General features: G+C 62.0%; 24 protein-coding genes. 5 read left to right on the forward strand and 19 right to left on the reverse strand.

Features of this window, described 5'->3' with window-relative positions; translation table 11 throughout:
• Positions 1-75: 75 nt before the first annotated feature.
• The 4 genes from HHJ18_RS15425 to HHJ18_RS15440 are packed head-to-tail and all read right to left on the reverse strand — an operon-like array spanning position 76 to position 4,339.
• The gene (locus HHJ18_RS15425; protein WP_296916738.1) at positions 76-786 is read right to left on the reverse strand and encodes a response regulator; all 711 of its coding nucleotides are present in this window, start codon (positions 784-786) and stop codon (positions 76-78) included.
• Between the two features lie 21 nt (positions 787-807).
• Positions 808-2,736 carry a type IV pili methyl-accepting chemotaxis transducer N-terminal domain-containing protein gene (locus HHJ18_RS15430; protein WP_296916739.1) on the reverse strand — a complete coding sequence of 643 codons (1,929 nt, stop codon included), beginning with the start codon at positions 2,734-2,736 and terminating at the stop codon, positions 808-810.
• 13 nt (positions 2,737-2,749) lie between these two features.
• Positions 2,750-3,877, reverse strand: coding sequence for a DNA polymerase III subunit delta (gene holA, locus HHJ18_RS15435; protein WP_296916740.1), 1,128 nt, complete (start codon positions 3,875-3,877; stop codon positions 2,750-2,752).
• A 39-nt stretch (positions 3,878-3,916) separates the two neighbouring features.
• Positions 3,917-4,339: an Lrp/AsnC family transcriptional regulator gene (locus HHJ18_RS15440; protein WP_296916741.1), complete on the reverse strand. Its 423-nt coding sequence runs from the start codon at positions 4,337-4,339 to the stop codon at positions 3,917-3,919.
• Between the two features lie 205 nt (positions 4,340-4,544).
• Between HHJ18_RS15440 and HHJ18_RS15445 the strand changes: the two genes are divergently transcribed.
• Both HHJ18_RS15445 and rocF read left to right on the forward strand, forming a co-directional pair.
• Positions 4,545-5,648 carry an ornithine cyclodeaminase gene (locus HHJ18_RS15445; RefSeq protein WP_296916742.1) on the forward strand — a complete coding sequence of 368 codons (1,104 nt, stop codon included), beginning with the start codon at positions 4,545-4,547 and terminating at the stop codon, positions 5,646-5,648.
• Positions 5,645-6,559: an arginase gene (gene rocF, locus HHJ18_RS15450; RefSeq protein WP_296916743.1), complete on the forward strand. Its 915-nt coding sequence runs from the start codon at positions 5,645-5,647 to the stop codon at positions 6,557-6,559. Before HHJ18_RS15445 ends, rocF begins: the two co-directional genes overlap by 4 nt.
• A gap of 101 nt (positions 6,560-6,660) precedes the next feature.
• Here the strand turns inward: rocF and lptE are convergent, their stop codons facing one another.
• From lptE to HHJ18_RS15480, 6 genes are all read right to left on the reverse strand, one after another.
• The gene (gene lptE, locus HHJ18_RS15455; protein WP_296916744.1) at positions 6,661-7,167 is read right to left on the reverse strand and encodes an LPS assembly lipoprotein LptE; all 507 of its coding nucleotides are present in this window, start codon (positions 7,165-7,167) and stop codon (positions 6,661-6,663) included.
• 34 nt (positions 7,168-7,201) lie between these two features.
• Positions 7,202-9,850, reverse strand: coding sequence for a leucine--tRNA ligase (gene leuS, locus HHJ18_RS15460; protein ID WP_296916745.1), 2,649 nt, complete (start codon positions 9,848-9,850; stop codon positions 7,202-7,204).
• 146 nt (positions 9,851-9,996) lie between these two features.
• Entirely contained in the window at positions 9,997-10,425 is a 429-nt protein-coding gene (locus HHJ18_RS15465; RefSeq protein ID WP_296916746.1) for a biopolymer transporter ExbD, read from the reverse strand.
• A 97-nt stretch (positions 10,426-10,522) separates the two neighbouring features.
• Positions 10,523-11,170, reverse strand: coding sequence for a MotA/TolQ/ExbB proton channel family protein (locus tag HHJ18_RS15470; RefSeq protein ID WP_296916747.1), 648 nt, complete (start codon positions 11,168-11,170; stop codon positions 10,523-10,525).
• 226 nt (positions 11,171-11,396) lie between these two features.
• Complete coding sequence (gene dapB, locus HHJ18_RS15475) at positions 11,397-12,221, reverse strand: 4-hydroxy-tetrahydrodipicolinate reductase (protein ID WP_296916748.1); 825 nt, start codon at positions 12,219-12,221, stop codon at positions 11,397-11,399.
• An 11-nt stretch (positions 12,222-12,232) separates the two neighbouring features.
• Positions 12,233-12,835 carry an outer membrane protein assembly factor BamE gene (locus tag HHJ18_RS15480; RefSeq protein WP_296916749.1) on the reverse strand — a complete coding sequence of 201 codons (603 nt, stop codon included), beginning with the start codon at positions 12,833-12,835 and terminating at the stop codon, positions 12,233-12,235.
• Positions 12,836-12,970: 135 nt separating this feature from the next.
• On the opposite strand from HHJ18_RS15480, the gene fur reads away from it, so the two are divergent.
• The gene (gene fur, locus HHJ18_RS15485) at positions 12,971-13,423 is read left to right on the forward strand and encodes a ferric iron uptake transcriptional regulator (RefSeq protein ID WP_296916750.1); all 453 of its coding nucleotides are present in this window, start codon (positions 12,971-12,973) and stop codon (positions 13,421-13,423) included.
• Positions 13,424-13,509: 86 nt separating this feature from the next.
• Here the strand turns inward: fur and hprK are convergent, their stop codons facing one another.
• From hprK to raiA, 3 genes are all read right to left on the reverse strand, one after another.
• Positions 13,510-14,460, reverse strand: a complete 951-nt coding sequence (gene hprK / locus HHJ18_RS15490; protein WP_296916751.1) for an HPr(Ser) kinase/phosphatase — start codon at positions 14,458-14,460, stop codon at positions 13,510-13,512.
• 31 nt (positions 14,461-14,491) lie between these two features.
• Positions 14,492-14,965, reverse strand: coding sequence for a PTS sugar transporter subunit IIA (locus HHJ18_RS15495; protein WP_296916752.1), 474 nt, complete (start codon positions 14,963-14,965; stop codon positions 14,492-14,494).
• Positions 14,966-15,160: 195 nt separating this feature from the next.
• Complete coding sequence (gene raiA / locus HHJ18_RS15500) at positions 15,161-15,493, reverse strand: ribosome-associated translation inhibitor RaiA (protein WP_296916753.1); 333 nt, start codon at positions 15,491-15,493, stop codon at positions 15,161-15,163.
• Between the two features lie 433 nt (positions 15,494-15,926).
• Between raiA and HHJ18_RS15505 the strand changes: the two genes are divergently transcribed.
• Both HHJ18_RS15505 and corA read left to right on the forward strand, forming a co-directional pair.
• On the forward strand, positions 15,927-17,072 hold the full coding sequence (locus tag HHJ18_RS15505; protein WP_366558847.1) for a patatin-like phospholipase family protein: 1,146 nt from the start codon (positions 15,927-15,929) through the stop codon (positions 17,070-17,072).
• 247 nt (positions 17,073-17,319) lie between these two features.
• Positions 17,320-18,309, forward strand: a complete 990-nt coding sequence (corA, locus tag HHJ18_RS15510) for a magnesium/cobalt transporter CorA (protein ID WP_296916754.1) — start codon at positions 17,320-17,322, stop codon at positions 18,307-18,309.
• An 80-nt stretch (positions 18,310-18,389) separates the two neighbouring features.
• Here corA and HHJ18_RS15515 read toward each other — a convergent pair whose 3' ends face one another.
• The 6 genes from HHJ18_RS15515 to HHJ18_RS15540 form a co-directional block, all read right to left on the reverse strand.
• A complete protein-coding gene (locus HHJ18_RS15515; RefSeq protein ID WP_296916755.1) occupies positions 18,390-19,157 on the reverse strand; it encodes a 5'-methylthioadenosine/adenosylhomocysteine nucleosidase in 768 nt (255 codons plus the stop codon).
• A 126-nt stretch (positions 19,158-19,283) separates the two neighbouring features.
• The gene (locus tag HHJ18_RS15520) at positions 19,284-20,996 is read right to left on the reverse strand and encodes a long-chain-fatty-acid--CoA ligase (protein WP_296916756.1); all 1,713 of its coding nucleotides are present in this window, start codon (positions 20,994-20,996) and stop codon (positions 19,284-19,286) included.
• A gap of 157 nt (positions 20,997-21,153) precedes the next feature.
• Positions 21,154-22,578, reverse strand: a complete 1,425-nt coding sequence (locus tag HHJ18_RS15525; RefSeq protein WP_296916757.1) for an NAD(P)(+) transhydrogenase (Re/Si-specific) subunit beta — start codon at positions 22,576-22,578, stop codon at positions 21,154-21,156.
• Entirely contained in the window at positions 22,575-22,901 is a 327-nt protein-coding gene (locus tag HHJ18_RS15530) for an NAD(P) transhydrogenase subunit alpha (protein ID WP_296916758.1), read from the reverse strand. Before HHJ18_RS15530 ends, HHJ18_RS15525 begins: the two co-directional genes overlap by 4 nt.
• Before the next feature lie 68 nt (positions 22,902-22,969).
• Positions 22,970-24,085: a Re/Si-specific NAD(P)(+) transhydrogenase subunit alpha gene (locus HHJ18_RS15535; protein WP_296916759.1), complete on the reverse strand. Its 1,116-nt coding sequence runs from the start codon at positions 24,083-24,085 to the stop codon at positions 22,970-22,972.
• 278 nt (positions 24,086-24,363) lie between these two features.
• Positions 24,364-25,896: a CoA-acylating methylmalonate-semialdehyde dehydrogenase gene (locus tag HHJ18_RS15540; RefSeq protein WP_296916760.1), complete on the reverse strand. Its 1,533-nt coding sequence runs from the start codon at positions 25,894-25,896 to the stop codon at positions 24,364-24,366.
• Positions 25,897-26,007: the final 111 nt, after the last annotated feature.

Raw genomic sequence — 26,007 nt, forward strand, 5'->3', positions numbered from 1 at the left:
AGGCCGATGGCGGCTGGAGCCGCCATAGTTCTGAAGAACTACGACCGGGTCAATCTAACCGGGTCTTGATTTTCGTCAACACAGCGCTTGGCCTGCCGCGTAGACGGCAGCCTGCACGCGCGAGCTCAATTGCAGTTTGCGAAGAATGTGCTGGACGTGGATCTTCACCGTCGTCTCAGCGATGTCGAGCTGGCGCGCAATCACCTTGTTGCTGTCGCCGTGCGCGATCAGCGCCAGCACTTCGCGCTCCCGGGCCGACAGCAGGGCTACGCCCGAACGGTCCTGGGTCAGCGGCACCGGCTCAACAGCCGAATCGTCTGTCTGCAGCGCTGCCGTCTCGCCCGACGGAACAGGCGGCGACTTGGCACGGAAGGCGGTGACCAGCTTGGTCATCATTTCCGGGCTGACCACGGACTCACCGGCTAGGACCTTGACGATGAATTCGGACAGGTGATCGAGTTCCACGGTTTTAAGCAGATAGCCATCAGCACCGGCCTGCAGCGCGGCCGCCAGATCGTCTTCGTTCTCGCTGACAGTCAGCATCAGGATGCGGGTGCCCGGGGCTGCGTCTTTCAGCGACGCGATGCCGTCCACACCCAGAACGCCGGGCAGATGGTTGTCCAGCAGAATCAGGTCGGGCCTGGCGCGCTCGACGCAGCGCAGCGCCTCGCCAATGTCGCCGGCCTCGCCTGCGACATGGAAGCGCTCGTCCTGCGAAAGCAGTGCGATCAGCCCCCGGCGAAACAGGGTGTGGTCATCTACCACCAGCAGTCCGATCGGTTTCATCGTGTCATTTTCTCAAGCTTCTCAAGCGCCCATCACGGGCTCGGGCAGCTGAGCGGGGTTCGGGGCGGTGGTCGTGACGCCGCCCTGAACCGGATGGGGCGGCAGCGTCAGCGTAACCGTCGTTCCGTGAGCCGGCTCTGACGCCACCTCCAGTGCGGCGCCTATGCCGGCGGCGCGCTCGCGCATGATGTTGATGCCGACATGGGATGGCCCATGGCCTTGGCTGGCGTCAAATCCAATGCCGTCGTCGTGCACCACGAAACGCCAAAACGCCCCCTTGAGCACCTGCAGATTGACCTGCCTGGCCCGCGCATGCTTGCGCACATTGGACAGGGCTTCCTGCAGCACATGCAGCACCTGCACCTGCACGTCGGGCAGCAGTGGCAAGCCTTCGCCGCGAACCTGCAGTTGCGTCGGCAGACCGGTCTGGTGCTGGAACTTCTGCAGCGTTTCCTGCAGCGCCTGCTCGATATTGTCGGTATTGGTGCGCGTGCGGAAGTGAATCAGCAACTCACGCACGTCGCCAATGCTCTCGCGCAGGCCGGTGTCAAGTTCGTCGAGTGCCGTCTGCGTCTGTGCCGGCTGATTGCGCTGTACTGCAGTGCGCAGCAACTGCACCTGGATCTTGAGAAAGGCCAGCGACTGCGCAATCGAATCGTGCAGGTTGCGTGCCAACAAGGCGCGCTCATCCGAGACGGCGGCTTCTCGCTCCAAGGCAGCGGTGCGCAAGCCCTCCAGGGCGCTAGCCAGGTGACTGGCCAGCGCGTCCAGCAGTTCGGTCTCGTCGGCGCTCAGCGTGACAGGACTGCGGAAGAACAGGTTGAACTCGCCCAGCAAGCGCTGCTGCAGCCGGATCGGCACGCTGACCAGACTTTCGTAGCCGGCGCGAGCGCAATGGCGCACCGGCGCTTCGGCGTGGCTCAAGATAGGGATCACGCGCGTGCGAGCGTCGGCTTGCAGATTGCCACAGGCGCAGGCACCGGCCAGCAGGCTGCGCTCCACTTCCACAAGTTCCTGCGGGAAGCAATCCGACGCCAGCATCAGGTAGCGCTGGTTGGCCTCATCGGACCAGCGGACCGCTGCGGCATCGGCCTTCATGACGCTGCGCACACGCTGGGCAAAGCCGCGCGCCAGCTCGCTGATGCTGCCCGCCTGGGCCAAAAAGGCACTGACCTCGTACAACGCCTCCAGCCGCAGGCGCTGCGCCTCAATGTGTCGCGTCTTGGCCTCGACCTGCGATTCCAGCCCCTGATACATCGACTGAAGCGTTCCCGCCATGCGATTGAAGCCGGCCGCCACCTGGCCAAACTCGTCCGCGGTGTCGACTTCGATGCGCGTCGCAAATTCCCCTGATTCCACCTTGCGCAAACCCTGGCTGAGCCGGTTCAGCGGGCTGATCACGTACAGGTATCCGGTGTAGAGCATCAGCACTGCCGCGCCTATCGCCAGCGCCATCATGCCGAACTGGAACAGGTTCAGGATCGCCGTCAGTTGGGACAAATGCCGTTCCAGCGCAAGCACAAGGCGGTCGCTGGCATCGACAAACTCGCCCGCCGCCTTCAGCAAGGCCTGCGTAGGCGCTGGCGGCTCGGCCAGCCACTGCGGTCGCTGGCCGTTCCACAGGGATTCGACCACCGCAAAGCGCTGCTTGACCTGAGCGTCGGAGGGCATGAACAACGGCCGCGACGGGTCACCGGTCCGCAACAGCGCCAGACTCTGATCGAACTGGCCGACCAGGCCCTGCAGCTCGGCGCGCGGCACGCCCGCCTGCACCGCACTGACCAGCCGCCAGGTTTGCATGCGTAGTCGCCCAGCTTCGTTGACGGCCGCCGCGCCCCCCTCAAGCTGCCAGGTCACCCACAAGGTCAGCGCTATGGAGGTCAAGGCGACAAGCAGCAGGCCGGCACCGATACGGACCAGCTTGTTGAAGAGTGAGGCGGTCTGCGGCATCGCGCTAAGTGCTTTAACCCCGGGCGTCGCCACCCACACCGCGCGACGTGCGCGGCGCCTGCGCCGGCGCGGCGCACTGATGGCACAGCAAGCCGGCAAGCCGGTGCAGCGCCTGCCAGCCGTCCGCGGGCCAGTCGGGCTGTTTGAGTCCCTTGACTATGCCATCGACCTTGTGCGCGGCATGCAGCAGGTTGGCCAGCGTGCTGTCGCTGATGTGGGGCAGGACACGCTCGAACAGTTTTTCCTTGGCGCCCCAGACGCGGTTCTCGCGCAGCGCCATGGGCATGGGCCGACCCGCCTGCAGCGCGTCTTTCACGCGCTTCAGGCTGCGGATGTCTTCGCTCAAAGCCCAATGCACCAGCACTTCGGACTCGCCTTCGGATTGCAGGCCGTCGAGCATGCGCGCCACGCGCAGCGCCTGGCCGGCCAGCACGGCTTCGGACAGCTTGAAGACGTCGTAGCGTGCCACATTGAGCACGGCATTTTCGACCTGGTCAAAACCCAAGATGCCATCACTTGCGTCGCCTCCATTGCTTTTAACCGGGTAGAGCAGTCCCAGCTTCTGGATTTCCTGGTGCGCCGCCAGCAGGTTGCCCTCGACCCGGTCGGCAAAAAATTGCAGCGTGCGCTGACCCTCTTCGCCAGCGGCGACGCGCTGGCCCTGCAGCTGCAGGCGCTGGGCAATCCACTGCGGCAGGACGCGGCGCTCAATCGGGTCAAACTTGACGGTGACGCCAAAGCTCTCAAGCGCGCCGAACCACGCGCCCTTGCTGGTCGCGCTGTCAAGACGGGGCAGCAGCAGCAGCGTCAACGTCGAGTCATCGCCCTGGCTGCGCTCGGCAATCTGTTGCAGAGCCACCGAGCCATCCTTGCCGGGCTTCCCACTGGGGATGCGTATTTCAACGATCTGCTTATCGGCAAACAGGCTCAGCGAGCCGCCGCTGGCCAACACCTCGCTCCAGTCAAAATGCGCGCCGGCCACGCTGTGAACCGTGCGTTCGGTGTAGCCATGCTGGCGTGCATGGGCGCGCAGGGCGTCGGCAAATTCCTGCAGCAGCAGGGGCTCGTCGCCATGTAGGGTGTAGAGGCTTTTCAGGCCGCGCTGCAGGTGCTCGGAAAGTTGGGCGGGAGCCAGGTTCATGCGGGGAAGTTTAGCGGCTGGCGCTGGCGTCAAGCAAATCTAGAGTTTGCTGGTGGAGAGCAGCAGACTGGTCTCGGTATTGGCAATGCCTTCCAGGCGGCGGATGCGCCCGAGCACGCGGTCAAAAGCCTCCAGGCTGTCGGCACGCAACTCGGCCACGATGTCCCAGCGGCCATTGGTGGTGTGCAGCGCGCTTACGGCCGGGTCGCCGCGCAGGGCGCTGAGCACCTGGTCGATGCGGTTGCCCTCGACTGCCACCGTCATCAGCGCGCGTATCTGGTGGGCCTCTGCCTGCGGCCTGAGACGGGCCGTGTAGCCCACGATGGTGCCATCGGCTTCGAGCTTGTCGAGCCGGTTTTGCACCGTGCCGCGCGACAGGCGCAGCAGCTTGGCCAGTGATGCGACCGAAGCCCGGGCGTTGTCACGCAGCAGGGAGATGAGCTGGCGGTCGGTATCGTCCATGCGGTCATCTTAATGACTAAACGCTAATTGTTATTAGCTATTTGCTTAATTTATTAATTGAATTGATCAGTTCGCTGACTTTTTTTTAGCGCGCAGGCCTTGCACAATGAGGTTTTGCAAACTCATCGAGCTGCGCGTCGCGCCGGAAAGCGGCCCATCGTCGGCGTCAAAAAACAGTTAACAGTCCAGCGTCGGGAGACACCATATGGTTGAATACATCGGAATTGAAGGCATACAGCGCATCGTCGGGCGCATCGGGCCGGCGGCCTTCATCGAAGGGCTGGCGGCCGAAATCGAAACCGATTACCGGCGCTGGAGCGAATTTGACAAATCGGCGCGCCACGCGATTCACTCGCCGGGCGGCGTCATCGAACTGATGCCGACCAGCGACGGCCAGATGTATTCGTTCAAGTACGTGAATGGCCATCCCAAGAACACGGCAAAGGGTCTGCTGACCGTCACGGCTTTCGGCGTGCTGGCTGATGTTGAAACCGGCTACCCGCTGCTGCTGTCCGAGCTGACCGTCACCACGGCGCTGCGCACCGCCGCCATGTCGGCGCTGGCCGCGCGCTGGCTGGCCCGGCCCGACAGCCGGGTGATGGCGCTGATAGGCAATGGCGCGCAAAGCGAATTTCAGGCGATTGCCTTTGCCCACATGCTGGGTATTCGCGCGTTCCGGTTGTATGACGTGGACGGCCAGGCCATGAAGAAACTGGCGCGCAACCTGCAAGGCCTGGGCCGGCATGATCTGCAGGTAACGCTGCACTGCTCTGCGGCCGAAGCTGTGGAAGGCGCCGACATCGTGACCACGGTCACGGCCGACAAGCGCAATGCCACCATCCTGACGCCCGGGATGATCGCGCCCGGCATGCACCTGAACGCCGTCGGCGGCGACTGCCCCGGCAAGACCGAGTTGCACGCCGACATCCTGCGGCGCCCCGATGCCCGCGTGTTCGTGGAGTACGAGCCGCAGTCGCGCGTCGAGGGCGAGATCCAGCAGATGCCGGCCGACTTCGCCGTCACCGAGTTTGCCCAGCTGCTCAGCGGCGCGGCGCCGGGCCGTGCGTCGCCCGCTGAAGTGACGATTTTTGACTCCGTCGGTTTTGCACTGGAAGACTACTCGGCCCTGCGCTACCTGTACAAGCTGCAGCGCCAGCAGGGCCAGCCGCACAAAATCGACCTGATCCCCCATCTGGAGAATCCAAAAAACCTGTTTGGATTGTTGGCAGCAGGCAACCCCAGCGCAGCCATCACGAAAGCCGCAGCACGACTTGCAAAATCCCGCACCGCCGAGTTGACAGCACCATGACGCAGCGCATCCGGCTCATAGGCGCGCCCACCGACATCGGCGCCGGCACGCGCGGCGCCTCCATGGGCCCCGAGGCCTTGCGCGTCGCCGGGCTGCAGTCGACGCTGCAAGGCCATGGCCTGAACGTGACGGACCAGGGCAACCTGAGCGGGCCGGCCAACCCCTGGCAGGCCGCCAGCAACGGCTACCGGCATCTGGCCGAGGTGGCGGCTTGGAACCGGGTGGTGCACGAGGCCGTGCATCTGGCCTTGAGTGCGGACGAGATGCCTTTGCTGCTGGGCGGCGACCACTGCCTGGCGATTGGCTCCATCAGTGCCGTGGCGCGCCACTGCCGCAAGACCGGTCAAAACCTGCGCGTGCTGTGGCTGGACGCGCATGCCGATTTCAACACCAACACCCTGACGCCCAGCGGCAACACGCACGGCATGCCGGTGGCAGTGCTGTGCGGCCAGGGGCCACCCGAGCTGACCGGCATTGGCGGCAGTACGCCGGCGATTGCGCCTTCGGCGGTGCGGCAGATCGGCATTCGCAGCGTGGACGCGGGCGAAAAACGCCTGATCCGGCAATTGGGTCTGGAAGTGTTCGACATGCGCTACATCGATGAAATGGGCATGCGCCAGACCATGGAAGCGGCGCTGGCCGGCATGGACGAGAACACCCACCTGCATGTGAGCTTTGACGTCGACTTTCTGGACGCCAGCTTCGCGCCTGGCGTGGGCACCGCCGTCAAGGGCGGACCGACCTACCGCGAAGCCCAGTTGTGCATGGAAATGATTGCCGACACCGGCCGCATGGGCTCGCTCGACGTGATGGAGCTGAATCCCGCGCTGGACGTGCGCAACGGCACAGCCGAGGTCGCGTTGGACCTGATTGAAAGCCTGTTCGGTAAGAGCACGTTAATGCGGCGCTGATTTTTCCGACTCGCCGTATGCTATTAAATTCATAGCTGCTTGCGCCCGCATTCATTGGGCTACAGGGCTATTTTATCCCTGAAACGGGCGCAGTAGCAGTCCTAGATCTCTTTCACCGCAGCCAGTCGCCGCAGCACCTGCTGGACGATGTCGCTTTGCATGTCGCGGTACAGCAAGCCTTCCTCGGCTTCCTTGGCCAGCACCGCCGTTTCGTTAAAGCTGATGTCGCGCTGCAGCGCAATGTCGGCGTCGGGAATCAACTCCTTGCCGGCCAGCGTGCGCAGCCTGAAACGAAAGCGCAAGCGCAGCTGAAACTCGCGCACCTGCCCGGCGGTGTTCAGGCTGAGCACCACCTTTTCACGCTGCTCGGACAGCACCTCCAGAACGACTTGCGCCTGGTTGATCTGCGCGGAATCGGAAATCACCTTGACCTTGCCGGTGGCCTGCAGCGAGCGGCGCAGTTCCACGCCCAGTGGTGAAGTTTCGGCAATCGCGCTGTACAGCGTGGAGAAGGCGAAGTTGGGCGCCTTGCGCGGGGCAAAGCCGCAGCCCGCCAGGCTCAGGGCGGCGGCGGAAGCCATCAGGGACAGGGTAGCGCGACGCTGCATGGTGGGCCTTATTGCAATATGAGCGGAATGGGGTTCAGACAACGATGTTGACCAGGCGGCCCGGCACCACGATGACCTTCTTGGCCGGCGCTCCCTGGGCCTGCTTGAGAAAAACCTCAGTAGCCAGCGCGGCGACCTCGATCGCCGCCTTGTCAGCACTCGCCGGGACCGTGACAGAGCCGCGCAGCTTGCCGTTGATCTGCAGCATCAGTTCGATCTCGTCTTGCACCAGCGCGGAGGCATCGACTTCGGGCCAAGGGGCGTCGAGCAGATCGCCGTACTGCGCGGCGTAGCCCAGTTCTGGCCACAGTGCATGGGTCACGTGCGGCGTCACCGGGTACAGGCAGCGCAGCAGGATGCCAAAGCCTTCGCGCAGTGCCGCCACGGACGCTGCTGACGTCTCGCCCTTGAAGTTTTCAAGCGCGTTAAGCAGCTTCATGCCGCCAGAGACTACGGTGTTGTACTGCATGCGCTGGTAGTCGTAGTCGACCTGCTTGAGCACGCTGTGCACTTCGAACCTGAGCGCCCTGGTTTCCTTATCAAAAGTGGCTGCAGCGCACGGAAAATGGACGCCACCAGCTCCTGAATTCATAGCGTTAAGCCTGACGCCGAAATTCCAGACGCGACGCAAAAAGCGATAAGAGCCCTCGACGCCTGCATCGTTCCACTCCAGCGTGGCCTCGGGCGGCGCGGTAAACATGGTGTACAGGCGCGCGGTGTCGGCGCCGTATTTCTCGATCAGGTCCTGTGGGTCGACGCCGTTGTTCTTGCTCTTGCTCATGGTTCCCACGCCTTCGTAGGCCACCAGGGAGCCATCACGCCTGAGCCGGGCCGTCGTGACCTTGCCGTGTTCGTCGGGCACATCGTCCACATCGGCCGGCCAAAAATACTCGACGCCGCCCCGTTCGCCCTTGCGCGAATAGATGTGGTTAAGCACCATGCCCTGCGTCAGCAGTTTGGTGAAGGGCTCGTCGATCTTCACCAGACCGAGGTCACGCATGACCTTGGTCCAGAAGCGCGCATACAGCAGGTGCAGGATGGCGTGTTCGATGCCGCCTATGTACTGGTCCATCGGCATCCAGTAGTCGGCGCCTGCGCCGACCATGGCCTGCTCGTTCTTCGGGTCGCAGTAGCGCATGTAGTACCACGACGAATCGACAAAGGTGTCCATGGTGTCGGTCTCGCGCCGCGCCGCTTTGCCGCAGATCGGGCATACCACGCCGGCGTGAAAGCCTTCGTGCTGGTGCAGCGGGTTGCCGGATCCGTCGGGCACGCAATCCAGCGGCAGCACCACGGGCAGATCTTTTTCAGGCACCGGCACGGCGCCGTGTTCATCGCAGTGGATGATGGGAATCGGCGTGCCCCAGTAGCGCTGGCGGCTCATGCCCCAGTCACGCAGGCGCCAGGTGGTTTTTCTCTCACCCAGGCCAAGGGCCGCCAGGTCAGCGGCGACCGCATCGACGCAGGCCCGGAAGCCCAGGCCATCGTATTTGCCGGAGTGGATGGCCACGCCCTGCTGCTTATCGGCATACCAGTCGGCCCAGGCTTCGGTGCTGAAAGGCTGGCCGTTCACGTCGGTCACCTGCTTGATCGGCAGGCCGTATTTGTTGGCGAACTCGAAGTCGCGCTCGTCATGCGCCGGCACGCCCATCACCGCGCCGTCGCCGTAGCTCATCAGCACGTAGTTGCCGACCCACACCTCGACCTGCTCGCCACTCAAAGGATGCGAGACGAACAGGCCGGTGCGCTGGCCCTTTTTCTCTTGCGTGGCCAGTTCTGCTTCGGTGGTACCACCGGATTTGCATTCTTCGATGAAGGCGGCGAGGGCGGGATTGGTGGCCGCAGCATGCAGCGCCAGCGGGTGCTCGGGCGCCACGGCGCAAAACGTCACGCCCATGATGGTGTCGGTACGCGTGGTGAAGACATACATCTTGCCGTCGCCGATCAGCGCACCGGACGCGTCTTTAATGTCGTGCACAAAGGCAAAGCGTACGCCTTCGCTTTTGCCGATCCAGTTTTGCTGCATCAGCTTGACGCGCTCGGGCCAGCCGGGCAGCTTGTGCTGCACGCTGCCCAGCAGCTCTTCAGCGTAGTCGGTGATCTTCAGGTAGTAGCCCGGAATCTCGCGCTTTTCGACCACCGCGCCGGTGCGCCAGCCCTTGCCGTCAATCACCTGCTCGTTGGCCAGCACGGTCTGGTCGACCGGGTCCCAGTTCACCACCTGGGTCTTGCGGTAGGCAATACCTTTTTCCAGCATCTTCAAGAACAGCCACTGGTTCCACTTGTAGTAGGCCGGGTCGCAGGTGGTGACCTCACGGCTCCAGTCGATGGCCAGCCCCATCGCCTGCATCTGCTTTTTCATGTAAGCGATGTTGTCGTAAGTCCATTGCGCGGGCGGCACGCCGTTTTTCATGGCGGCGTTTTCAGCGGGCAGGCCGAACGCGTCCCAGCCCATCGGCATGAGCACGTTGTAGCCCTTCATGCGCAGGTAGCGCGTGAGCATGTCGTTGATGGTGTAGTTGCGCACATGGCCCATGTGCAGCTTGCCGCTGGGGTAAGGCAGCATGGAACAGGCGTAGTACTTTTGACGGGTCGCGTCTTCGCTCACGCGGTAAGCGTCGGCGGCGGTCCAGTGGGCTTGCGCGCTGCGCTCTACGTCTAGGGGCTTGTAGGTGTCTTGCATGAATAGGTCACCCGAGGCTTTCACTTAGCCGGGGAGCACGGTACTTTCGGGCGGTTAATGACAGCGGAAAAACGGGAAAACGGGGAAAAGGCCCAGCCGGGCCTGCCGCTCTTCCAGTTCCTGGAAATTATGCTTTCGCCGCAATTTTACGGGCGGGCCGCAGGCGGGGGCTCGGCCACGAAACCGATGCGGTTCAGACCGGCTTTTTGCGCCACGCCCATCACCGTCACGACCTTGCCATAGGGTACGGCTTCGTCGGCGCGCAACTGCACCTCGGTGTCGGGGTTCTGGCCGGCGGTTTGCGCCAGCTGGCGGGCCAGCTCGTCCAGCTGAAGCGCTTTGTCATTGAGAAAGGTCTGGCCCGATTTGTCGACCACCAGCGTGACAAACTCGGGCGTATCAACCGGTTTGGCCGCATCGCTTTTGGGCAGATCGAGCCGGATAGCACTGGCCAGCAAGGGCGCCGTGATGATGAAAATGACTACCAGCACCAGCATCACATCGACCAGCGGCGTGACGTTAATCTCGCTGATGGGCTGGGGCCCCGGCGTGCGTTCGAGGCGGCCGAAAGTCATAGAACCCCCACGCTTGTCGCTTCGAGTACTGCGCTGCCCCCCCGGGAGGCTATTTTTCCTAGGGGCGGCTCGGCGGAAAAATGCTGGGCTAGCAGCGTCATGCCCGGCTCGCTTGCTTCAGCGTGGCAGAGGATGCCAGCAGCTCCCGCAAATCGCGCGCAAAGCCTTCGAGGTCGGCTTCGATGCGCCCGATGTGGCGGCCAAAGATGTTGTAGGCCAGCACGGCGGGGATCGCTACCGCTAAGCCGGCTGCCGTCATGATGAGGGCCTCGCCGACCGGGCCCGAGACCTTGTCAATGGTGATCTGCCCGGCCGACGCCATGCCAACCAGCGCATGGTAGATGCCCCAGACGGTGCCCAGCAGGCCGACGAAGGGCGCGGTGGAGCCCACGGTGGCCAGCAAGACCTGGCCAAATTGCAGCTTGTTCAGCACGCCATGCAGGGCGTCGCGCAGCACGCGGGTAAGCTGCTGCGCTAGGTCGCCGCTGCAGGCCAAGGTGGCGCTGGGCTGAATGCGGGTAGCGGCAATCAGCGGCAGCACCAGCGCCTCGCGGTCAAACGCGGCGACTTTTTCGCCGGCTTCTTCGACCGACGCCGACTGCCAGAAAGCCGCCGTACTGCGCGCCACGTCGCCCACGGCGCGGTGCAGCAGCCAGCCCTTCCACAGGATCACGACCCAGCTGGCCACCGACATCGCCAGCAACAGCACCGCGACCAGCTGGCTGACAACGCCGCCTTGGGTCATGAGGCTGAAGAAGTTCACCGGAATGTGGCCCCCACGCTTGCCACTGCGTGTGCTGCGCTGCCCCCCGAGGGGGCTGAACTCCGCTTGGGGCGGCCCGGCGCTCCGTTCTTGGCCCCCACGCTTGCCACTGCGTGTGCTGTGCTATCCCCCGAAGGGGCTGAACTCCGCTTGGGGCGGCTCGGCGCTCCGTTCGGCGCCCCCACGCTGGTCGGGGCGCGCGCCGCGCTCATTTCAAGCCCAGCACATCAAACATGTCAAACAGGCCGCTCGCCTGAGCGTTCAGAAAGCGCGCCGCGCGCAGGCTACCCTGGGCGTAGGTGGCGCGGCTCGATGATTTGTGGCTGATCTCGATGCGCTCGCCGATGCCTGCAAACAGCACGGTGTGGTCGCCCACAATGTCGCCGCCGCGTATGGTGGCAAAGCCGATACTCGAAGGGTCGCGCTCGCCGGTCACGCCTTCGCGTGCGTAGACGGCGCAATCCTTCAGATCCCGGCCCAGCGCGCTGGCGATCACTTCGCCCATCTTGAGCGCGGTGCCCGAGGGTGCATCGACCTTGTGCCGGTGGTGCGCCTCGATGATTTCAATGTCGTAGCCGGTGGACAGCGCCTTGGCCGCCATGTCCAGCAGCTTGAGCGTGACATTGACGCCCACGCTCATGTTGGGGGCCATGACGATGGCGATGTCCCGGGCGGCAGCGGCAATCTCTGCTTTCTGCGCCTCTGAAAAGCCGGTGGTGCCTATCACCAGCTTGACACCCAGCTCGCGGCAGACGGCCAGATAAGCCAGCGTGCCCTCGGGCCGGGTGAAGTCGATCAGCACGCTGGAGTTTTCAAGCCCCCGGCGGATATCCGCATGAATCAACACCCCGCTGGCGCGGCCGGAAAACGCCGCGGCGTCCAAGCCGATCGCCGGGCTGCCGGCCACATCAAGGGCGCCCGTCAGCCGGCAGTCGCTGCTGGCGCCCAGCGCTTCAATCAGCATCTGGCCCATGCGCCCGCTGGCGCCAGCGATGGCGATCCGGTGCTGGCCAGACGGCGTCACGGGCGTCATGACGTCGCCGCTCACTGTTTCGGGCTCTCGAGCGGCGGGTAAACCGTGGGCTGCACCGCGGCGGGTGTGCTGCCGGAGGCGGCCGCGGCGGTATCACTGGCTGCGGCGGCTGCATCGGCAGTTGCCGGCTTGGGCGACTTATCGAAAGCTTTGAGCTGCTCTTCGGTGGCTTGCAGAGGCGGCACCTTGCCGAGCTTGCGTGTCGAATCCAGTTTGGCGATGAACTCGGCCTCGCTGGGCATGTTGTCGCCTTCAAAACGCTCCAGCGCATCGCCTTTGAAAAACACCGTGTACTTGAAAGACTGGGGCGCTATGCCCTGGCGCTTCAGCGTGAATATATAGTCCCAGCGGTCGGCATGAAACAGGCTGGCCATCAGCGGCGTGCCCAGCACCGCCTTGACCTGATCGCGCGACATGCCGGCGCGCAACTGCTCGACCTGTTCCTTGGCGATGAAGTTACCCTGGATGACGTCGACCTTGTAGGGCGTGATCCAGTTGACCGGATTGACCGCGCCGCCGTTCAGGTTACTGCAGGACGCCAGCACCATGCACGCCGTAACGACAAGAGCAGATTGGAAGCGAACACGGTACTGGTGGTGGTGATTTTCGGGCATGGCTGACATAGGTGGGGTGTAGCGATATGATCAATCATTGTAACGGCTGGGGTCTGCTGGCCGCAGCCCCGCAGCAGGCGCCCACGCCGCGCCTCATCCACCGTTTCGCGCACCGTTTCACCCAGAGAGTTTTTCATGAGCAACATTGAAGAGTTGAAAAACACCGGCCTCAAGGCGACCTTACCGCGGCTGAAAATTCTTGAGATTTTTCAGGCCGGCAAACAGCGCCACATGACGGCGGAAGACGTATTCCGAGTGCTGCTGGAGGACCGCTCCGATATCGGTCTGGCCACGGTTTACCGGGTGTTGACCCAATTCGAGCAGGCCGGTCTGCTCAACCGCAGCAATTTCGAGTCGGGCAAGGCGGTATACGAGATCAACGAAGGTCAGCACCACGACCACCTGGTTTGCCTGGACTGCGGCAAGGTCGAGGAGTTTTTCGACGCCGAGATCGAAAACCGCCAGCAGGCGGTGGCCAAGGCCAAGGGCTTTACCATCGCAGACCATTCACTGGCGATTTACGCCAACTGCACCAAAGAGAACTGCCCCAACCGCGGCAGCGCACCGGGCCGGCACCATCATCTCTGATATTTTGGGGGTTAAAAGTCCTTCTAGCCCAATGAAAACGGGCGTTATAAGCTATTAATTTAATAGCAAAACCGCAATTCAGAAACTCAGTCGTCGCGCTCCATCGCCTTGCGGTGGCGCTCGACAAACTCCTGGTAGGTGTTGATGCCGCGCAGTTGCAAGATGGCATTGCGCACGGCTGCCTCGACCAGCACGGCGATGTTGCGGCCAGCCTCGACCTGGATGATGACCTTGCGCACGGGAATGCCCAGCAAGTCCTGCGTCAGCGGCTCGTAGGGGATGCGTTCGTAATGGCGCTCCAGCGTTTCCCGGCGTACCAAATGCACGATCATCTTGAGGCGCATCTTGCGGCGCACCGCCGTCTCGCCAAAAATCGCCTTGATGTCGAGCAGGCCGATACCGCGCACTTCGAGCAGGTTTTGCAGCAATTCGGGACAACGCCCCTCGATCGTCGTCTGGTTGATGCGGTCCAGGTCTACCGCGTCGTCGGCCACCAGGCCGTGACCGCGCGAGATCAGCTCCAGCCCCAGCTCACTTTTACCCAGCCCCGACTCACCGGTAATCAGCACGCCCATGCCCAAAATGTCCATGAACACGCCATGCATCGAGGTGCGGTCGGCGAAATGCTTGGAGAGATAGGCGCGCAGCACGTCAATCACAAAAGCGGCCGATTCCGGCGTGGCAAACATCGGCATCTGCGCGCGCTCGCACATCGACAGCAGCGTATCCGGGGCGGCCTGGCCGTCGGCCACGACCAGCACCGGCGGCTCTAGCGTCACGATGCGTGAGATGCGCCGAGCGCAGTCTTCGGCGCTGCCATTGGTCAGGTAGGCGACCTCACGCTCGCCCAGAATCTGCACGCGGTAGGGGTGGATGTAATTGAGGTAACCGACCAGATCGGCGCCGGAGCGCGCGGCGCGCACGGCCACTTCGTCAAAGCGCCGCTCCGAGGCGCCCAGGCCGGCCACCCATTCCCACTTCAGCGTGGCACGGTGGTCTTCAAACAGGACGTCGGCGCTGACAACGGTGGGTTTCATGCCGCCCTGCCCCTCCAATAAACCGGCGCGTTCAAGGACTGACTTCGTGCACTGATCGCCAGGAAGCAATCAGCCGATGCAGCACCACGGCATCGGTGCTGGATTTGAGCTGCTCGCGCAACGCACTGTCGCTGAGCAGCTCGGCAATTTCAGAGAGGATTTCGAGATGTTTCTGCGTGGCGGCCTCCGGCACCAGCAAAAAAATCAGCAAGGCCACCGCCTGCTCATCCGGCGCATCAAAACCAATCGGGTTCTGCAGCTGAAAGACCGCCGCCATAGGCGCTTTCAGGCCCTTGATGCGGCCATGCGGAATGGCCACGCCGTGACCCAGCCCGGTCGAGCCGAGGCGCTCTCGGGCAAACAGGCTGTCGGTGATCAGGGCACGGTTTAACCCGTGCTGGTTTTCAAACAACAGGCCGGCTTCTTCAAAAGCGCGCTTCTTGCTGGTCGCTTCAACGCTGACCAGCACATGGGAGGGGGGCAAAATTTGCGAAAGACGGTTCATAACAATCTTTTAATCGCAGGATTATGCACGTTACAACGAGTTGGCGGAAAAACAGGCGAAAAAAAGCCGCCTGTCCGCAGGCGGCTTCTTGGGGCGCGCATCAAGCCACTCAACAACGCAAAAACAGGGCGGGCGAAATGGGTGGAAATGCGGTCAGCACTGGCCGAAATCCGCTTGGACAGCGAACGCGCCAGGCTAGCTTTCCAGCCGCTTGGCCGTCACATGATGATGGTCCTTGGATTTGGTCTTGTAGCGCCCTACCTGGCGGTCCAGCTTGTCGGTCAATTCATCGACTGCGGCATACAGATCGGCGTGAGAACTTTCGGCAAACAAGTCGCGGCCCTTGACGCGCACATTGCACTCAGCCCGCTGTCGTCCGTCTTTTTCCTTCATGTTGTCCACTGTCAAAAGAACTTTTACATCCACTACCTGGTCAAAATGCCGGGTAATTCGATCCAGCTTGCTGGTCACATAACCGCGCAGCGCGGGTGTAACTTCAAGATGGTGACCGCTGATCGTCAAATTCATAGAGACACTCCTTTTCCAAAGCTGGAACTGGGTTGAAAATACTGTCTGACCGGTGACGGCCAAGCAGCAGACGGGGGACACGCTCTTAAAGTCACTATGCGCGTTCAGCCCCGCAATTGCAACCTTGCGCTGCGCCAAATATTGAAATCTTCTGAAAAAGTCCTTGACTCGCGCGGAGCGGGGACCACGGCTCAAACGGAAAAAGCGCCTCAAGGCTACTGATTTTTCGGACTTTTTCCACGCCACCGGCCACGGCGCCAGCGGCCAAGCGTTGCGCAAACTTCACCCTGACGGCATCATGGCCTGAACGCCGCAGCAGCCCTTGTCATGTCGCTTGAAACCACTTTCTCTTCCACGGAACCACCGCAGCCGGGCATTGAACGCACCGCTCTGGTGCTGAGGCGGCGGCTCGCGTACCGCCTACCAGGCCGGCGTGCTGCACGCGCTGGCCACTTTGCTTGGCCTGCAGGGCGGCGCCAACAGTGGGACGCAGGCGCGTGCGCGCGGCAGTTTTCCGTTCAATATTCTGGTTGGCACATCGGCCGCCGCGCTCAACGCCGCCTTCCTGGCGAGCCGTGCCAGCCAGGGGCTGCCAGCCTTTGACCAGCTGGCCAGCTTCTGGGCCACCCTGCGCTCAGCGCATGTCTACAAGCTCAAGGTGCCCGCATGGATACGCTCAAGCCGGATTGCCGCTGCGCTGATGCTGTCGCAGCAAGTACGCGCCCAGCAGGCGCTGCTCGACAACACGCCGCTGGTGGACACCTTGCACCGGGTGATTTCGTTGGGCCGCATCGAGCAGGCGCTGCAGGACCAGACCCTGCAGGCCGTGGCGGTGACAGCCTCCAGTTACAGCAGCGGCGTTCACTGGACGTTTTGCCAGATGGCGGCGGACGGGCCAGCCGACTTGTGGAGCCGGCCAGGGCGACGCGCCGAATTCCAGCAAATCACGATCGAGCACCTGATGGCCTCCAGCGCTATCCCTTTCCTGTTTCCCTGCACGCCGCTGTGGGTCGACGGGCACCGGGAATTTTTTGGCGATGGCTCCATGCGTCAAAGCTCGCCGTTGTCGCCCGCCCTGCATCTGGGGGCCAGCAAGGTGCTGGTGATTGGTGTCGGCCAGCCCGAACGGGCCAGCCTGGCGGGTGACAACGCTGCGGGTAGCAGCGGCCGACCGACGCTAGGCGCCATCGCCGGCCATGCGCTGGCCAGTGTCTTTCAGGACACGCTGCAGGCCGATGTGGAGCAGGCCCAGCGGGTGACCCAGACCCTGCGCCAGATGCCGCGCGAAATCGCCGCCCTGATGCCCTACCGCCCCATCGAGGTGCTGGCCATCGCGCCCTCGCAATCGCTCGATGCGCTGGCGCAGCGCCATGCTGGCGAGTTGCCTGCGGGCGCCTACAACGCGCTGGCCGGGCTGGGCGCGCTGGGGGCCAAATGCAGCCCGGGTGGCGCTGCGCTGGCCAGCTACCTGCTGTTTGAAGCGGGATTTATCAGGGCGCTGATGGCTCTCGGCGAGCACGATGCCTATGCCCGGCGCGACGAGTTGATGGCCTTTTTCGGCCAGCCATCAGGCCATTGAAACCACACGCAGCGCTAGATCAATCGGCCTCGCAATGCCATAATTACAGTATCAATTGTTACGGAGAAATCCTTGGAAAGCAGCCCCAGTCGCTAGCTTTCAACACCGCAAACTGACGCAGGGTCATACCGACTGACCACCGACTGACGTTAAAGGGGTTGAAAGCGATGCCACCTTCAACCCTTTTTTGCGACCAGGCATCTTGCAGATGGCTGGTGCCGACCCCTGAATCGATAGGCAGTCAGTCATGCTCAATATTTTTACGCTCGCCAATGGCCGGCTGTTCCAGGAAGAAATCGAATCCCTGGAAGAACTCTCCAAATTCCAGCCAATCTGGGTCGATCTGGAATCCCCTACGCTGGAAGAAAAACGCTGGATCAAGCAGTACTACGGCCTGTCGATTCCGGAAGACGCGATGGACGAGGACATTGAGGAGTCGGCGCGCTTTTACGAGGAAGACAACGGCGAACTGCACATCCGCTCGGACTTTCTGGTGGCCGACGAAGACGAGCCGCGCACGGTGCGAGTGGCTTTCATCCTGAATCTGGTCAACGACGACTTGAAAAGCAAGGGCGTGCTGTTTTCAATTCACGATGAAGACGTGCCGGTGTTCAGGCTGCTGCGCATGCGCGCGCGCCGCGCGCCAGGGCTGATCGAGGACGCCAAAGAAGTGCTGCTCAAGCTGTTCGATGCCGACGCCGAATACTCGGCGGACACGCTCGAAGGCATTTATGTCGAACTCGAAAAGGTCAGTACGCAGGTGCTGTCGGGCGACGTGACAGATGCGCTGGCCGGTGAAGTACTGGGCGCCATTGCCCGGCATGAGGACTTGAACGGCCGCATCCGCCGCAACATGATGGACACGCGGCGCGCCGTCAGCTTCATGATGCGCAGCAAAATGCTGAACGGCGAGCAGTTCGAGGAGGCACGACTAATTCTGCGCGACATCGACTCGCTCGATTCGCACACCGCCTTCCTGTTTGACAAGATCAACTTCCTGATGGACGCGACGGTCGGTTTCATCAACATCAACCAGAACAAGATCATCAAAATATTTTCAGTGGCCAGCGTTGCCTTGCTGCCGCCCACGCTCATTGCCAGCGTCTACGGCATGAACTTCAAAGGCTACTTCCCCGAACTCGAATGGACCTTTGGCTATCCCTATGCGCTTGGGCTGATGATTGCGAGCGCCGTGGTGCCGATGTGGTACTTCAGGAAGCGCGGCTGGCTTAAATAAGCTAAGCTGGCTGCCTTTTTCGAAAAAACCATGCTTTATGCCTGTAGCCCAATAAACACGGGCGCAAGCAGCTATTAAATTTATAGCATTCTCAGGAAGTTCTCTATGATCAACTGCGCATAGCGGCTGGCGACCTGTTCAATAAAGCTCGGAAAATCGACATGGGCGCTGTCGTCCGCGCGGTCTGAAATGACGCGCACGGCGGCAAACGGCACGGCGTAGTCCAGGCAGACCTGCGCCACAGCGGCGCACTCCATCTCGACGGCCAGCACCGGATGACCAGCTTCAGTCAACGCATCGCGCAGCGCACGCGATTCCCCGGCGCCGCTGACAAAGCGATCACCGCTGGCAATCAGGCCCTGGTGCACGCGGGCTGCGGCAAAGCCATGCGCGGCCAGCCCCTGCTGCGCCAGCGCCGCACAGGCCGCCTTGAACAGCAAAGCCGTCAAGGCGCCGTCACTGTCGAATCGGGTTTTGCCATAAAAAGGGACTTCATAGCGCGGAAACAGCGGGGAGACATCGAGGTCGTGCTGCACGAAATCGGTGGCGACCACCACGTCGCCCACCCGCACCCCCTCAGCCAGGCCACCCGCCACTCCGGTGAAGACGACGCGCCCGACGCCAAAGCGTTCGATCAGCGCTGCCGTGGTGGTGGCAGCCGCGACCTTGCCAATTCTTGACAATGCCAGGACCACCGGCTGGCCATGCAGATCACCCTGCCAGAAATCGCGGCCCGCGTGCGTGATCTGGCGTGGCTGCTGCAGCAGTTCGATCAGGCCACGCTGCTCCTGAGGCAGGGCACTGAGGATGGCGGTTGGCTGGACGGGAGGGATTGCGGGGAAAAGCATGCGCCGATTTTGCCTATAACGCTTGCGTTAAATACGTAGACACAAAAAAAAGGGGCAGCTTGCGCCGCCCCTGGAAAGCCTTTGCAGGCTTTAAAACTTGTTCCTCAACTCACCTGGTGACCCGGCTTACTTCTTGTCGCGCAGCTCGCGGCGCAAAATTTTGCCTACCGGCGTCTTGGGCAAATCGGTGCGAAACTCCACCACCTTGGGCTGTTTGTAGCCGGTGAGATTGATCTTGCAGTACTCGCGAATCTGCGCTTCCGTCAGGTCCGGATTTTTCTTGACGACCACCAGCTTCACGGCTTCGCCTGAGCGCTCGTCGGCCATTCCGACGCAAGCGACTTCCATCACGCCGCTCATCTTGCCAACCACATCTTCGATCTCGTTGGGATAGACGTTGAAGCCGCTGACCAGAATCATGTCTTTTTTGCGATCGACGATCTTGAAGAAACCGTTGTCATCCACTACCCCGATGTCGCCGGATTTGAAGTAGCCATCCGCCGTCATGACCTTGGCGGTTTCGTCGGGGCGCTGCCAGTAGCCGGCCATGACCTGCGGTCCCTTGATGGCAATCTCGCCGGGCTGGCCCTGCAGCACTTCACGTCCCTCGTCGTCGAGCAACTTGAAGTATGTGCCAGGAATCGGCACGCCGATAGTGCCGGTAAAGACTTTGCTGTTGGTCGGGTTGCAGCTGGCAGACGGCGAAGTCTCGCTCAGGCCGTAACCCTCGCAGATCGGACAACCGGTTTTTTCCAGCCACAGCTTGGCTACGGCGCTTTGCACCGCCATGCCGCCGCCCAGCGAGATTTTCAAGTGCGACCAATCCACCGTGTTGAAGTCGGGATGGTTGGCCAGGCCGTTGAACAGCGTGCTGACGGCCGGGAAGCTGTGCACCTTGTGTTTGGCCAGCTCTTTGAGCACAGCCGGCAGATCGCGCGGGTTGGGAATCAGGATATTCTTGCCACCGGTGCGCATGCCGAGCATCATGTTCACTGTGAAAGCGAAGATGTGGTACAGCGGCAGCGCGCAGACATAGACAGGCTGCTCGCCGGCCGGCAGGCTGGCCATGGCCGGACCATTCCAGGCTTCGGACTGCAGCACATTGGCTATCACGTTGCGGTGCAGCAAAACCGCACCCTTGGAGACACCGGTGGTGCCGCCGGTGTATTGCAGCACGGCCACATCGTCGGGCCGGATGTCGGGGCGCTTAAGCGTGCCACGCGTACCCTGCGCCACGGCGTCGTTGAAGCGGACCGCGCCCGGCAGGTTGTAGGCGGGCACCATTTTCTTGACGCTGCGCACCACATAGTTGACCAGCGCCCCTTTGACCAGCCCCAGCTGATCGCCCATGGCGCACAGCACCACGTGCTTGACCGGCGTACTGGCAAGGCATTGCTCCAGCGTATGGGCAAAATTCTCGACAATGATGATCGCCTTTGCGCCCGCGTCCTTGAGCTGGTGCTCGAGCTCACGCGGGGTGTAAAGCGGGTTGACATTGACCACTACAAAACCGGCGCGCAGTATGGCGGCGACCGCTACCGGGTACTGCGGCATGTTGGGCATCATGATGGCGACGCGGTCGCCCTTGGCCAAACCCAGGCCCTGCAGATAGGCGCCGAAGGAGACCGACAGACCGTCTGTCTCGCCAAAGGTGATGTCCTTGCCCATGAAGCTGTAGGCCACACGCTCACGGTACTTCTTGAAGCTCTCCTCCATCAGGGCTACCAGCGACGGGTACTGCGAGGCGTCTATGTCCGCAGGCACGCCAGCCGGGTAGGCCTTGAGCCAAGGGCGGTCGATGACCTCTGCATTGCTCTTTGCGTTACTCACTGCATTCATGCGTGTCTTCTCCAATACGATTTACTTGATGCCACGGATTCTGGTGGCGCACACGCTGCATGGCTAGTGCGTTTTCCCTATGAAACAGGGAAATAGCAGAGGAATACCTCCCACCATCACCTGTCGCCGCGCTGGCGCCGTGCGGCAGCGAAGCGCTTTACTCAATCGCCTTGGCCATGTCCTCAATCACTTTTTTGGCATCGCCAAACACCATCATGGTCTTGTCCATGTAGAAGAGTTCGTTGTCGAGCCCGGCATAGCCTGCGGCCATGGAGCGCTTGTTGACGATCACGGTCTTGGCCTTGTACGCCTCCAGAATCGGCATGCCGTAGATGGCGCTGCCCTTGACGTGCGCGGCAGGATTGACCACGTCGTTGGCGCCCAAAATGATGGCGACGTCGGCCTGGCCGAATTCGCCGTTGATGTCTTCCATCTCGAACACTTGGTCATAGGGCACTTCGGCCTCGGCCAGCAACACATTCATATGGCCCGGCATGCGCCCGGCCACCGGGTGGATGGCATATTTGACGATGATGCCTTTCTCAGTCAGTTTGGCAGCCAGTTCTTTCACGGCATGCTGGGCGCGCGCCACAGCCAGCCCGTAGCCGGGCACGATGACCACAGTCTCAGCGTTGCCCAATACAAAGGCCGCATCATCGGCACTGCCGCTTTTAACCGAGCGCTGCACAGCCGAGCCCACGACAGCAGTAGTGGCCTCACCCCCAAAGCCGCCCAGAATCACGTTGAAGAACGAGCGGTTCATGGCCTTGCACATGATGTAGCTGAGGATGGCACCGCTTGAGCCCACCAGAGAGCCGGCGACGATCAGCATCGCGTTGTTCAAGCTAAAGCCGATGCCTGCTGCCGCCCAGCCCGAATAGCTGTTGAGCATCGACACCACCACCGGCATGTCGGCGCCTCCAATCGGGATGATGATGAGCACGCCCATAACAAACGCCATCAGTGTCGCAATGGCGAAAAAGATTGCGCTGCCCGTCAGCGTGTACATCACCACGTTGGCTATCAAAATCAAACCGAGGATCAGATTGAGCTTGTGCTGCCCGGCAAACTGCACCGGTGCACCCTGGAACAAGCGGAACTTGTAGGTCCCCGATAGTTTTCCGAAAGCGATCACCGAGCCGCTGAACGTGACTGCGCCGATCACCGAACCCAAGGCCAGTTCCAGCCGGTTGCCCGCCGGTATCGCCGCACCCTTGGCCACGATCTGAAAGGCCCATGGCTCGGCCACTGCAGCAATGGCAATGAATACCGCAGCCAAACCGATCATGCTGTGGAAGAACGCCACCAGCTCGGGCATCTTGGTCATCTCGACGGTCCTGGCGCGGTACGCGCCGTAGCCACCACCGACCACCAGACCAAGCAGCACCCAAGCCATGCCCAGCGCCTTGCCACCCGAAATTTCAACAATAAGCGCGGCGGTTGTCAAAATGGCAATCGCCATGCCGATCATGCCAAACAGGTTGCCGCGTATCGACGTAGTCGGATGACTCAGGCCCTTGAGCGCCTGAATGAAACAGACGCTAGCGACCAGGTACAGCAGCGTGACAAGATTCATGCTCATTTGGAAGCTCCTTCAGCCGCAGGCGCTGCCTTTTTCTCTTTTTTCTTGAACATTTCCAACATGCGCCGGGTCACCAAAAATCCGCCAAATACATTAACCGCCGCCAACGCCACCGCCAGCACGCCCATTGATCGGCCCAGCGTGGTTTCAGTCAACGCAGCCGCCAGCATGGCGCCAACGATCACGATGGCCGAGATCGCATTGGTCACCGCCATCAGCGGCGTGTGCAAGGCCGGCGTCACCGTCCACACCACGTGGTAACCCACGTAGATGGCCAGCACAAAAATAATCAGATTGATGATGGTGGGGGACACTGCATCCATGGTCTTCTCCTCTTGTTGGTCAGGACTGCGCCGCTCGTTACTTCGCGTCGCCCGATTAATCCGATGGTTTATTTCTTCTTGACTTCGCCGCCCTGCGTCATCAGGCAGGCAGCAACGATGTCATCTTCAAGATCGATGGCGAGCGCGCCGTCCTTGCTGATGATCAGCTTGAGGAAATCGAGCAGGTTGCGCGCGTAGAGCGCGCTGGCATCGGCCGCCACCAGCGCCGGCACATTGGTCTGGCCGATCAGTGTCACGCCGTACTTCACCACGGTCTTGCCGGGTTCGGTCAGCGGGCAATTGCCGCCCTGCGGAGCGGCAAGGTCAACAATCACGCTGCCGGGCTTCATGGATTTCACCATGTCTTCGGTCACCAGCACGGGTGCCGCACGGCCCGGAATCAGGGCGGTGGTGATCACTACGTCGGCCTGCGCCACGCGCTTGGCGACCTCCAGCTTCTGGCGCTCCAGCCAGCTTGGCGGCATCGGTTTGGCATAACCGCCCACGCCTATCGCCGCTTCACGTTCTTCATCGGTTTCGTAGGGCACGTCGATGAATTTGCCGCCCAGGGACTCGACCTGCTCTTTCACGCTCGGGCGCACGTCACTGGCTTCAATCACCGCGCCCAAGCGCTTGGCCGTGGCAATCGCCTGCAGACCGGCCACCCCCACGCCCAGAATCACCACGCGCGCCGCCTTCACCGTGCCGGCGGCCGTCATCAGCATGGGGAAGAAGCGCTGGTACTTTTCAGCGGCCATCATCACCGCCTTGTAGCCTGCAATATTGGCTTGCGATGAGAGCACGTCCATGCTTTGCGCGCGGCTGGTGCGCGGCGCGGCTTCGAGCGCAAACGCGGTCAGCTGCGCTGCTGCCAGCCGCTGCAGGCCGGTCGCGTCAAACGGGTTAAGCATGCCGACCAGCACACTGCCGGCTTTGGCATAGGCCATCTCGCTGTCCAGCGGGCAACGCACCTTGAGCACGATGTCGGCGCTGTAGGCGCCGGCTGCGTCGGTGATCTCGGCGCCGACTGCGGTGTAAGCCTCGTCCGGAACACTGGCCGCCACTCCAGCGCCCGACTGGACGCGGATGGTGTGGCCTTGCGCCATGAGCTTTTTGGCCGTTTCCGGCGTGATCGCGACGCGTGTCTCTTCGGCCGTTATTTCGGCAGGTACCCCAATCAGCATGGGTCTCTCCTCAGTGCGTTAGTTTTATGGCTTGATTCACGTCAAGTCGCAGGCAAGCTGATGCGAAACCTGGACAAAAATTTCAGCTGTCTGGGAGCTTACATGAGATTTTTGGAATTTGCCGCAAGCCAGGCGAGAGTTTTTAGCCGCATCAGGCCCATGACTCACAGGCTCATGAAAAAGCCTCTTGCGCCGTGTGATCGGCTGACGCGGCTAGCGCGGGACAGAGCAGAGACCGCGCCAGACCGCCAAGGCGGCCCGTCACAGCTATGAACGCATTACTTGGCGGTCGGCATCACAAACTCGGCGCCCTTGCCAATGCTTTCGGGCCAGCGCTGCATGATGGATTTTTGCTTGGTGTAAAAGCGCACGCCCTCTTCGCCGTAGGCGTGCATATCGCCGAAGAGACTTTTTTTCCATCCGCCGAAGCCATGCCAGGCCATGGGCACGGGAATCGGCACGTTGATGCCAACCATGCCGACCTGAATGCGGCGGCCGAATTCGCGCGCCACGTGGCCGTCGCGCGTGAAGCAGCTCACACCGTTGCCAAATTCATGCGCGTTGATCAGGTCCACCGCTTCCTTCAAATCCTTGACGCGCACGCAGCCCAGCACCGGGCCAAAAATTTCTTCCTTGTAAATGCGCATGTCCGGCGTGACATGGTCGAACAGCGTGCCGCCCATCCAGAACCCATCCTTGCAGCCTTCGCCAGCGTTGGCACCGGTGAAGGTGCGGCCATCGACCAGCAGCTTCGCGCCCTCTTTCACGCCGGTGTCGATGTAGCCGGTGATGCGCTGGTGCGCGGCGGCCGTCACGATCGGACCCATCTCGGCGTCCAGGTTGACGCCGTTCTTAATCACCAGCGTTCTGGCGCGCGCTTCCAGCATCGGCAGCAGCCGCTCGGCCACGTCGCCCACCAGAACGGCAATCGAAATCGCCATGCAGCGCTCGCCGGCCGAGCCGTAACCGGCGCCAATCAGCGCATCAACCGCCTGCTCCAGATCGGCATCAGGCATGACCACCATATGGTTCTTGGCTCCGCCCAGCGCCTGCACGCGCTTGCCGTGGTGGGCGCCGGTCTCGTAGATGTAGTTAGCGATCGGTGTCGAGCCGACAAACGACACGGCCTTCACATCGGGATGCACTAGCAAGGCATCGACCGCTTCCTTGTCACCCTGCACCACGCTAAAAACGCCGTCAGGCAGACCCGCCTGCTTGAGCAGCTCGGCCATGAACAGACTGGCGCTTGGGTCAATCGGGCTGGGTTTCAGCACAAAGCAGTTGCCCGCCGCAATCGCGACCGGAAACATCCACATCGGCACCATCACCGGGAAGTTAAAGGGCGTGATGCCGGCGACGACACCCAGAGGCTGGCGCAGCGTCCAGTTGTCAATGCCGGTGGAGACCTGGTCGGTGAAATCACCCTTGAGCAGTTGCGGGATGCCGCAGGCAAATTCGACAATGTCGATGCCGCGTGAGACCTCGCCCTGCGCATCGGTAAACACCTTGCCGTGCTCGGCGGTGATCAGGTGGGCCAGCTTGTCCTTGTTCTGGTTCAGCAGTTCCAGGAACCTGAACATGACCCGCGCGCGGCGGATCGGCGGCGTGTCGGACCAGGCCGGAAAAGCCGCCTGGGCTGATGCCACGGCGGCGTCCACATCGGCCGCGCTGGCCAAGGCGACATGGCCGGACACGGCGCCGCTGGCTGGGTTGAAAACTTCCTGGCTGCGGGCTGGCTTGGCGGCGCTGACGCGGCCATTCAGATAGTGGCCAATGGTGGCTTGGGCGGTGGTGGTGGGTGACAAAGACATGACGGATCCCTATGAATGAATGAGTGAACTCAGTCTAGGGCGCTCCGCTCGCCTTGATAAGCCGGTCAAAGCTGATTACATTGTTCACATTAATGAACAATAGATGAGCTT

Origin of the sequence: Polaromonas sp. (genome assembly GCF_012927455.1) — a bacterium.
Classification (GTDB): domain Bacteria; phylum Pseudomonadota; class Gammaproteobacteria; order Burkholderiales; family Burkholderiaceae_C; genus Polaromonas.

Coding starts and splice junctions, on each gene's coding strand:
- HHJ18_RS15465 (WP_296916746.1), bottom strand. CDS start 10,425: ATGACTTTCGGCCGCCTCGAACGCACGCCGGGGCCCCAGCCCATCAGC.
- HHJ18_RS15440 (WP_296916741.1), bottom strand. CDS start 4,339: ATGGACGATACCGACCGCCAGCTCATCTCCCTGCTGCGTGACAACGCC.
- HHJ18_RS15425 (WP_296916738.1), bottom strand. CDS start 786: ATGAAACCGATCGGACTGCTGGTGGTAGATGACCACACCCTGTTTCGC.
- holA (WP_296916740.1), bottom strand. CDS start 3,877: ATGAACCTGGCTCCCGCCCAACTTTCCGAGCACCTGCAGCGCGGCCTG.
- hprK (WP_296916751.1), bottom strand. CDS start 14,460: ATGAAACCCACCGTTGTCAGCGCCGACGTCCTGTTTGAAGACCACCGT.
- HHJ18_RS15520 (WP_296916756.1), bottom strand. CDS start 20,996: ATGAATGCAGTGAGTAACGCAAAGAGCAATGCAGAGGTCATCGACCGC.
- raiA (WP_296916753.1), bottom strand. CDS start 15,493: ATGAATTTGACGATCAGCGGTCACCATCTTGAAGTTACACCCGCGCTG.
- rocF (WP_296916743.1), top strand. CDS start 5,645: ATGACGCAGCGCATCCGGCTCATAGGCGCGCCCACCGACATCGGCGCC.
- leuS (WP_296916745.1), bottom strand. CDS start 9,850: ATGCAAGACACCTACAAGCCCCTAGACGTAGAGCGCAGCGCGCAAGCC.
- HHJ18_RS15480 (WP_296916749.1), bottom strand. CDS start 12,835: ATGCCCGAAAATCACCACCACCAGTACCGTGTTCGCTTCCAATCTGCT.
- dapB (WP_296916748.1), bottom strand. CDS start 12,221: ATGACGCCCGTGACGCCGTCTGGCCAGCACCGGATCGCCATCGCTGGC.
- lptE (WP_296916744.1), bottom strand. CDS start 7,167: ATGCAGCGTCGCGCTACCCTGTCCCTGATGGCTTCCGCCGCCGCCCTG.
- fur (WP_296916750.1), top strand. CDS start 12,971: ATGAGCAACATTGAAGAGTTGAAAAACACCGGCCTCAAGGCGACCTTA.
- HHJ18_RS15540 (WP_296916760.1), bottom strand. CDS start 25,896: ATGTCTTTGTCACCCACCACCACCGCCCAAGCCACCATTGGCCACTAT.
- corA (WP_296916754.1), top strand. CDS start 17,320: ATGCTCAATATTTTTACGCTCGCCAATGGCCGGCTGTTCCAGGAAGAA.
- HHJ18_RS15525 (WP_296916757.1), bottom strand. CDS start 22,578: ATGAGCATGAATCTTGTCACGCTGCTGTACCTGGTCGCTAGCGTCTGT.
- HHJ18_RS15445 (WP_296916742.1), top strand. CDS start 4,545: ATGGTTGAATACATCGGAATTGAAGGCATACAGCGCATCGTCGGGCGC.
- HHJ18_RS15515 (WP_296916755.1), bottom strand. CDS start 19,157: ATGCTTTTCCCCGCAATCCCTCCCGTCCAGCCAACCGCCATCCTCAGT.
- HHJ18_RS15470 (WP_296916747.1), bottom strand. CDS start 11,170: ATGACCCAAGGCGGCGTTGTCAGCCAGCTGGTCGCGGTGCTGTTGCTG.
- HHJ18_RS15495 (WP_296916752.1), bottom strand. CDS start 14,965: ATGAACCGTCTTTCGCAAATTTTGCCCCCCTCCCATGTGCTGGTCAGC.
- HHJ18_RS15530 (WP_296916758.1), bottom strand. CDS start 22,901: ATGGATGCAGTGTCCCCCACCATCATCAATCTGATTATTTTTGTGCTG.
- HHJ18_RS15535 (WP_296916759.1), bottom strand. CDS start 24,085: ATGCTGATTGGGGTACCTGCCGAAATAACGGCCGAAGAGACACGCGTC.
- HHJ18_RS15430 (WP_296916739.1), bottom strand. CDS start 2,736: ATGCCGCAGACCGCCTCACTCTTCAACAAGCTGGTCCGTATCGGTGCC.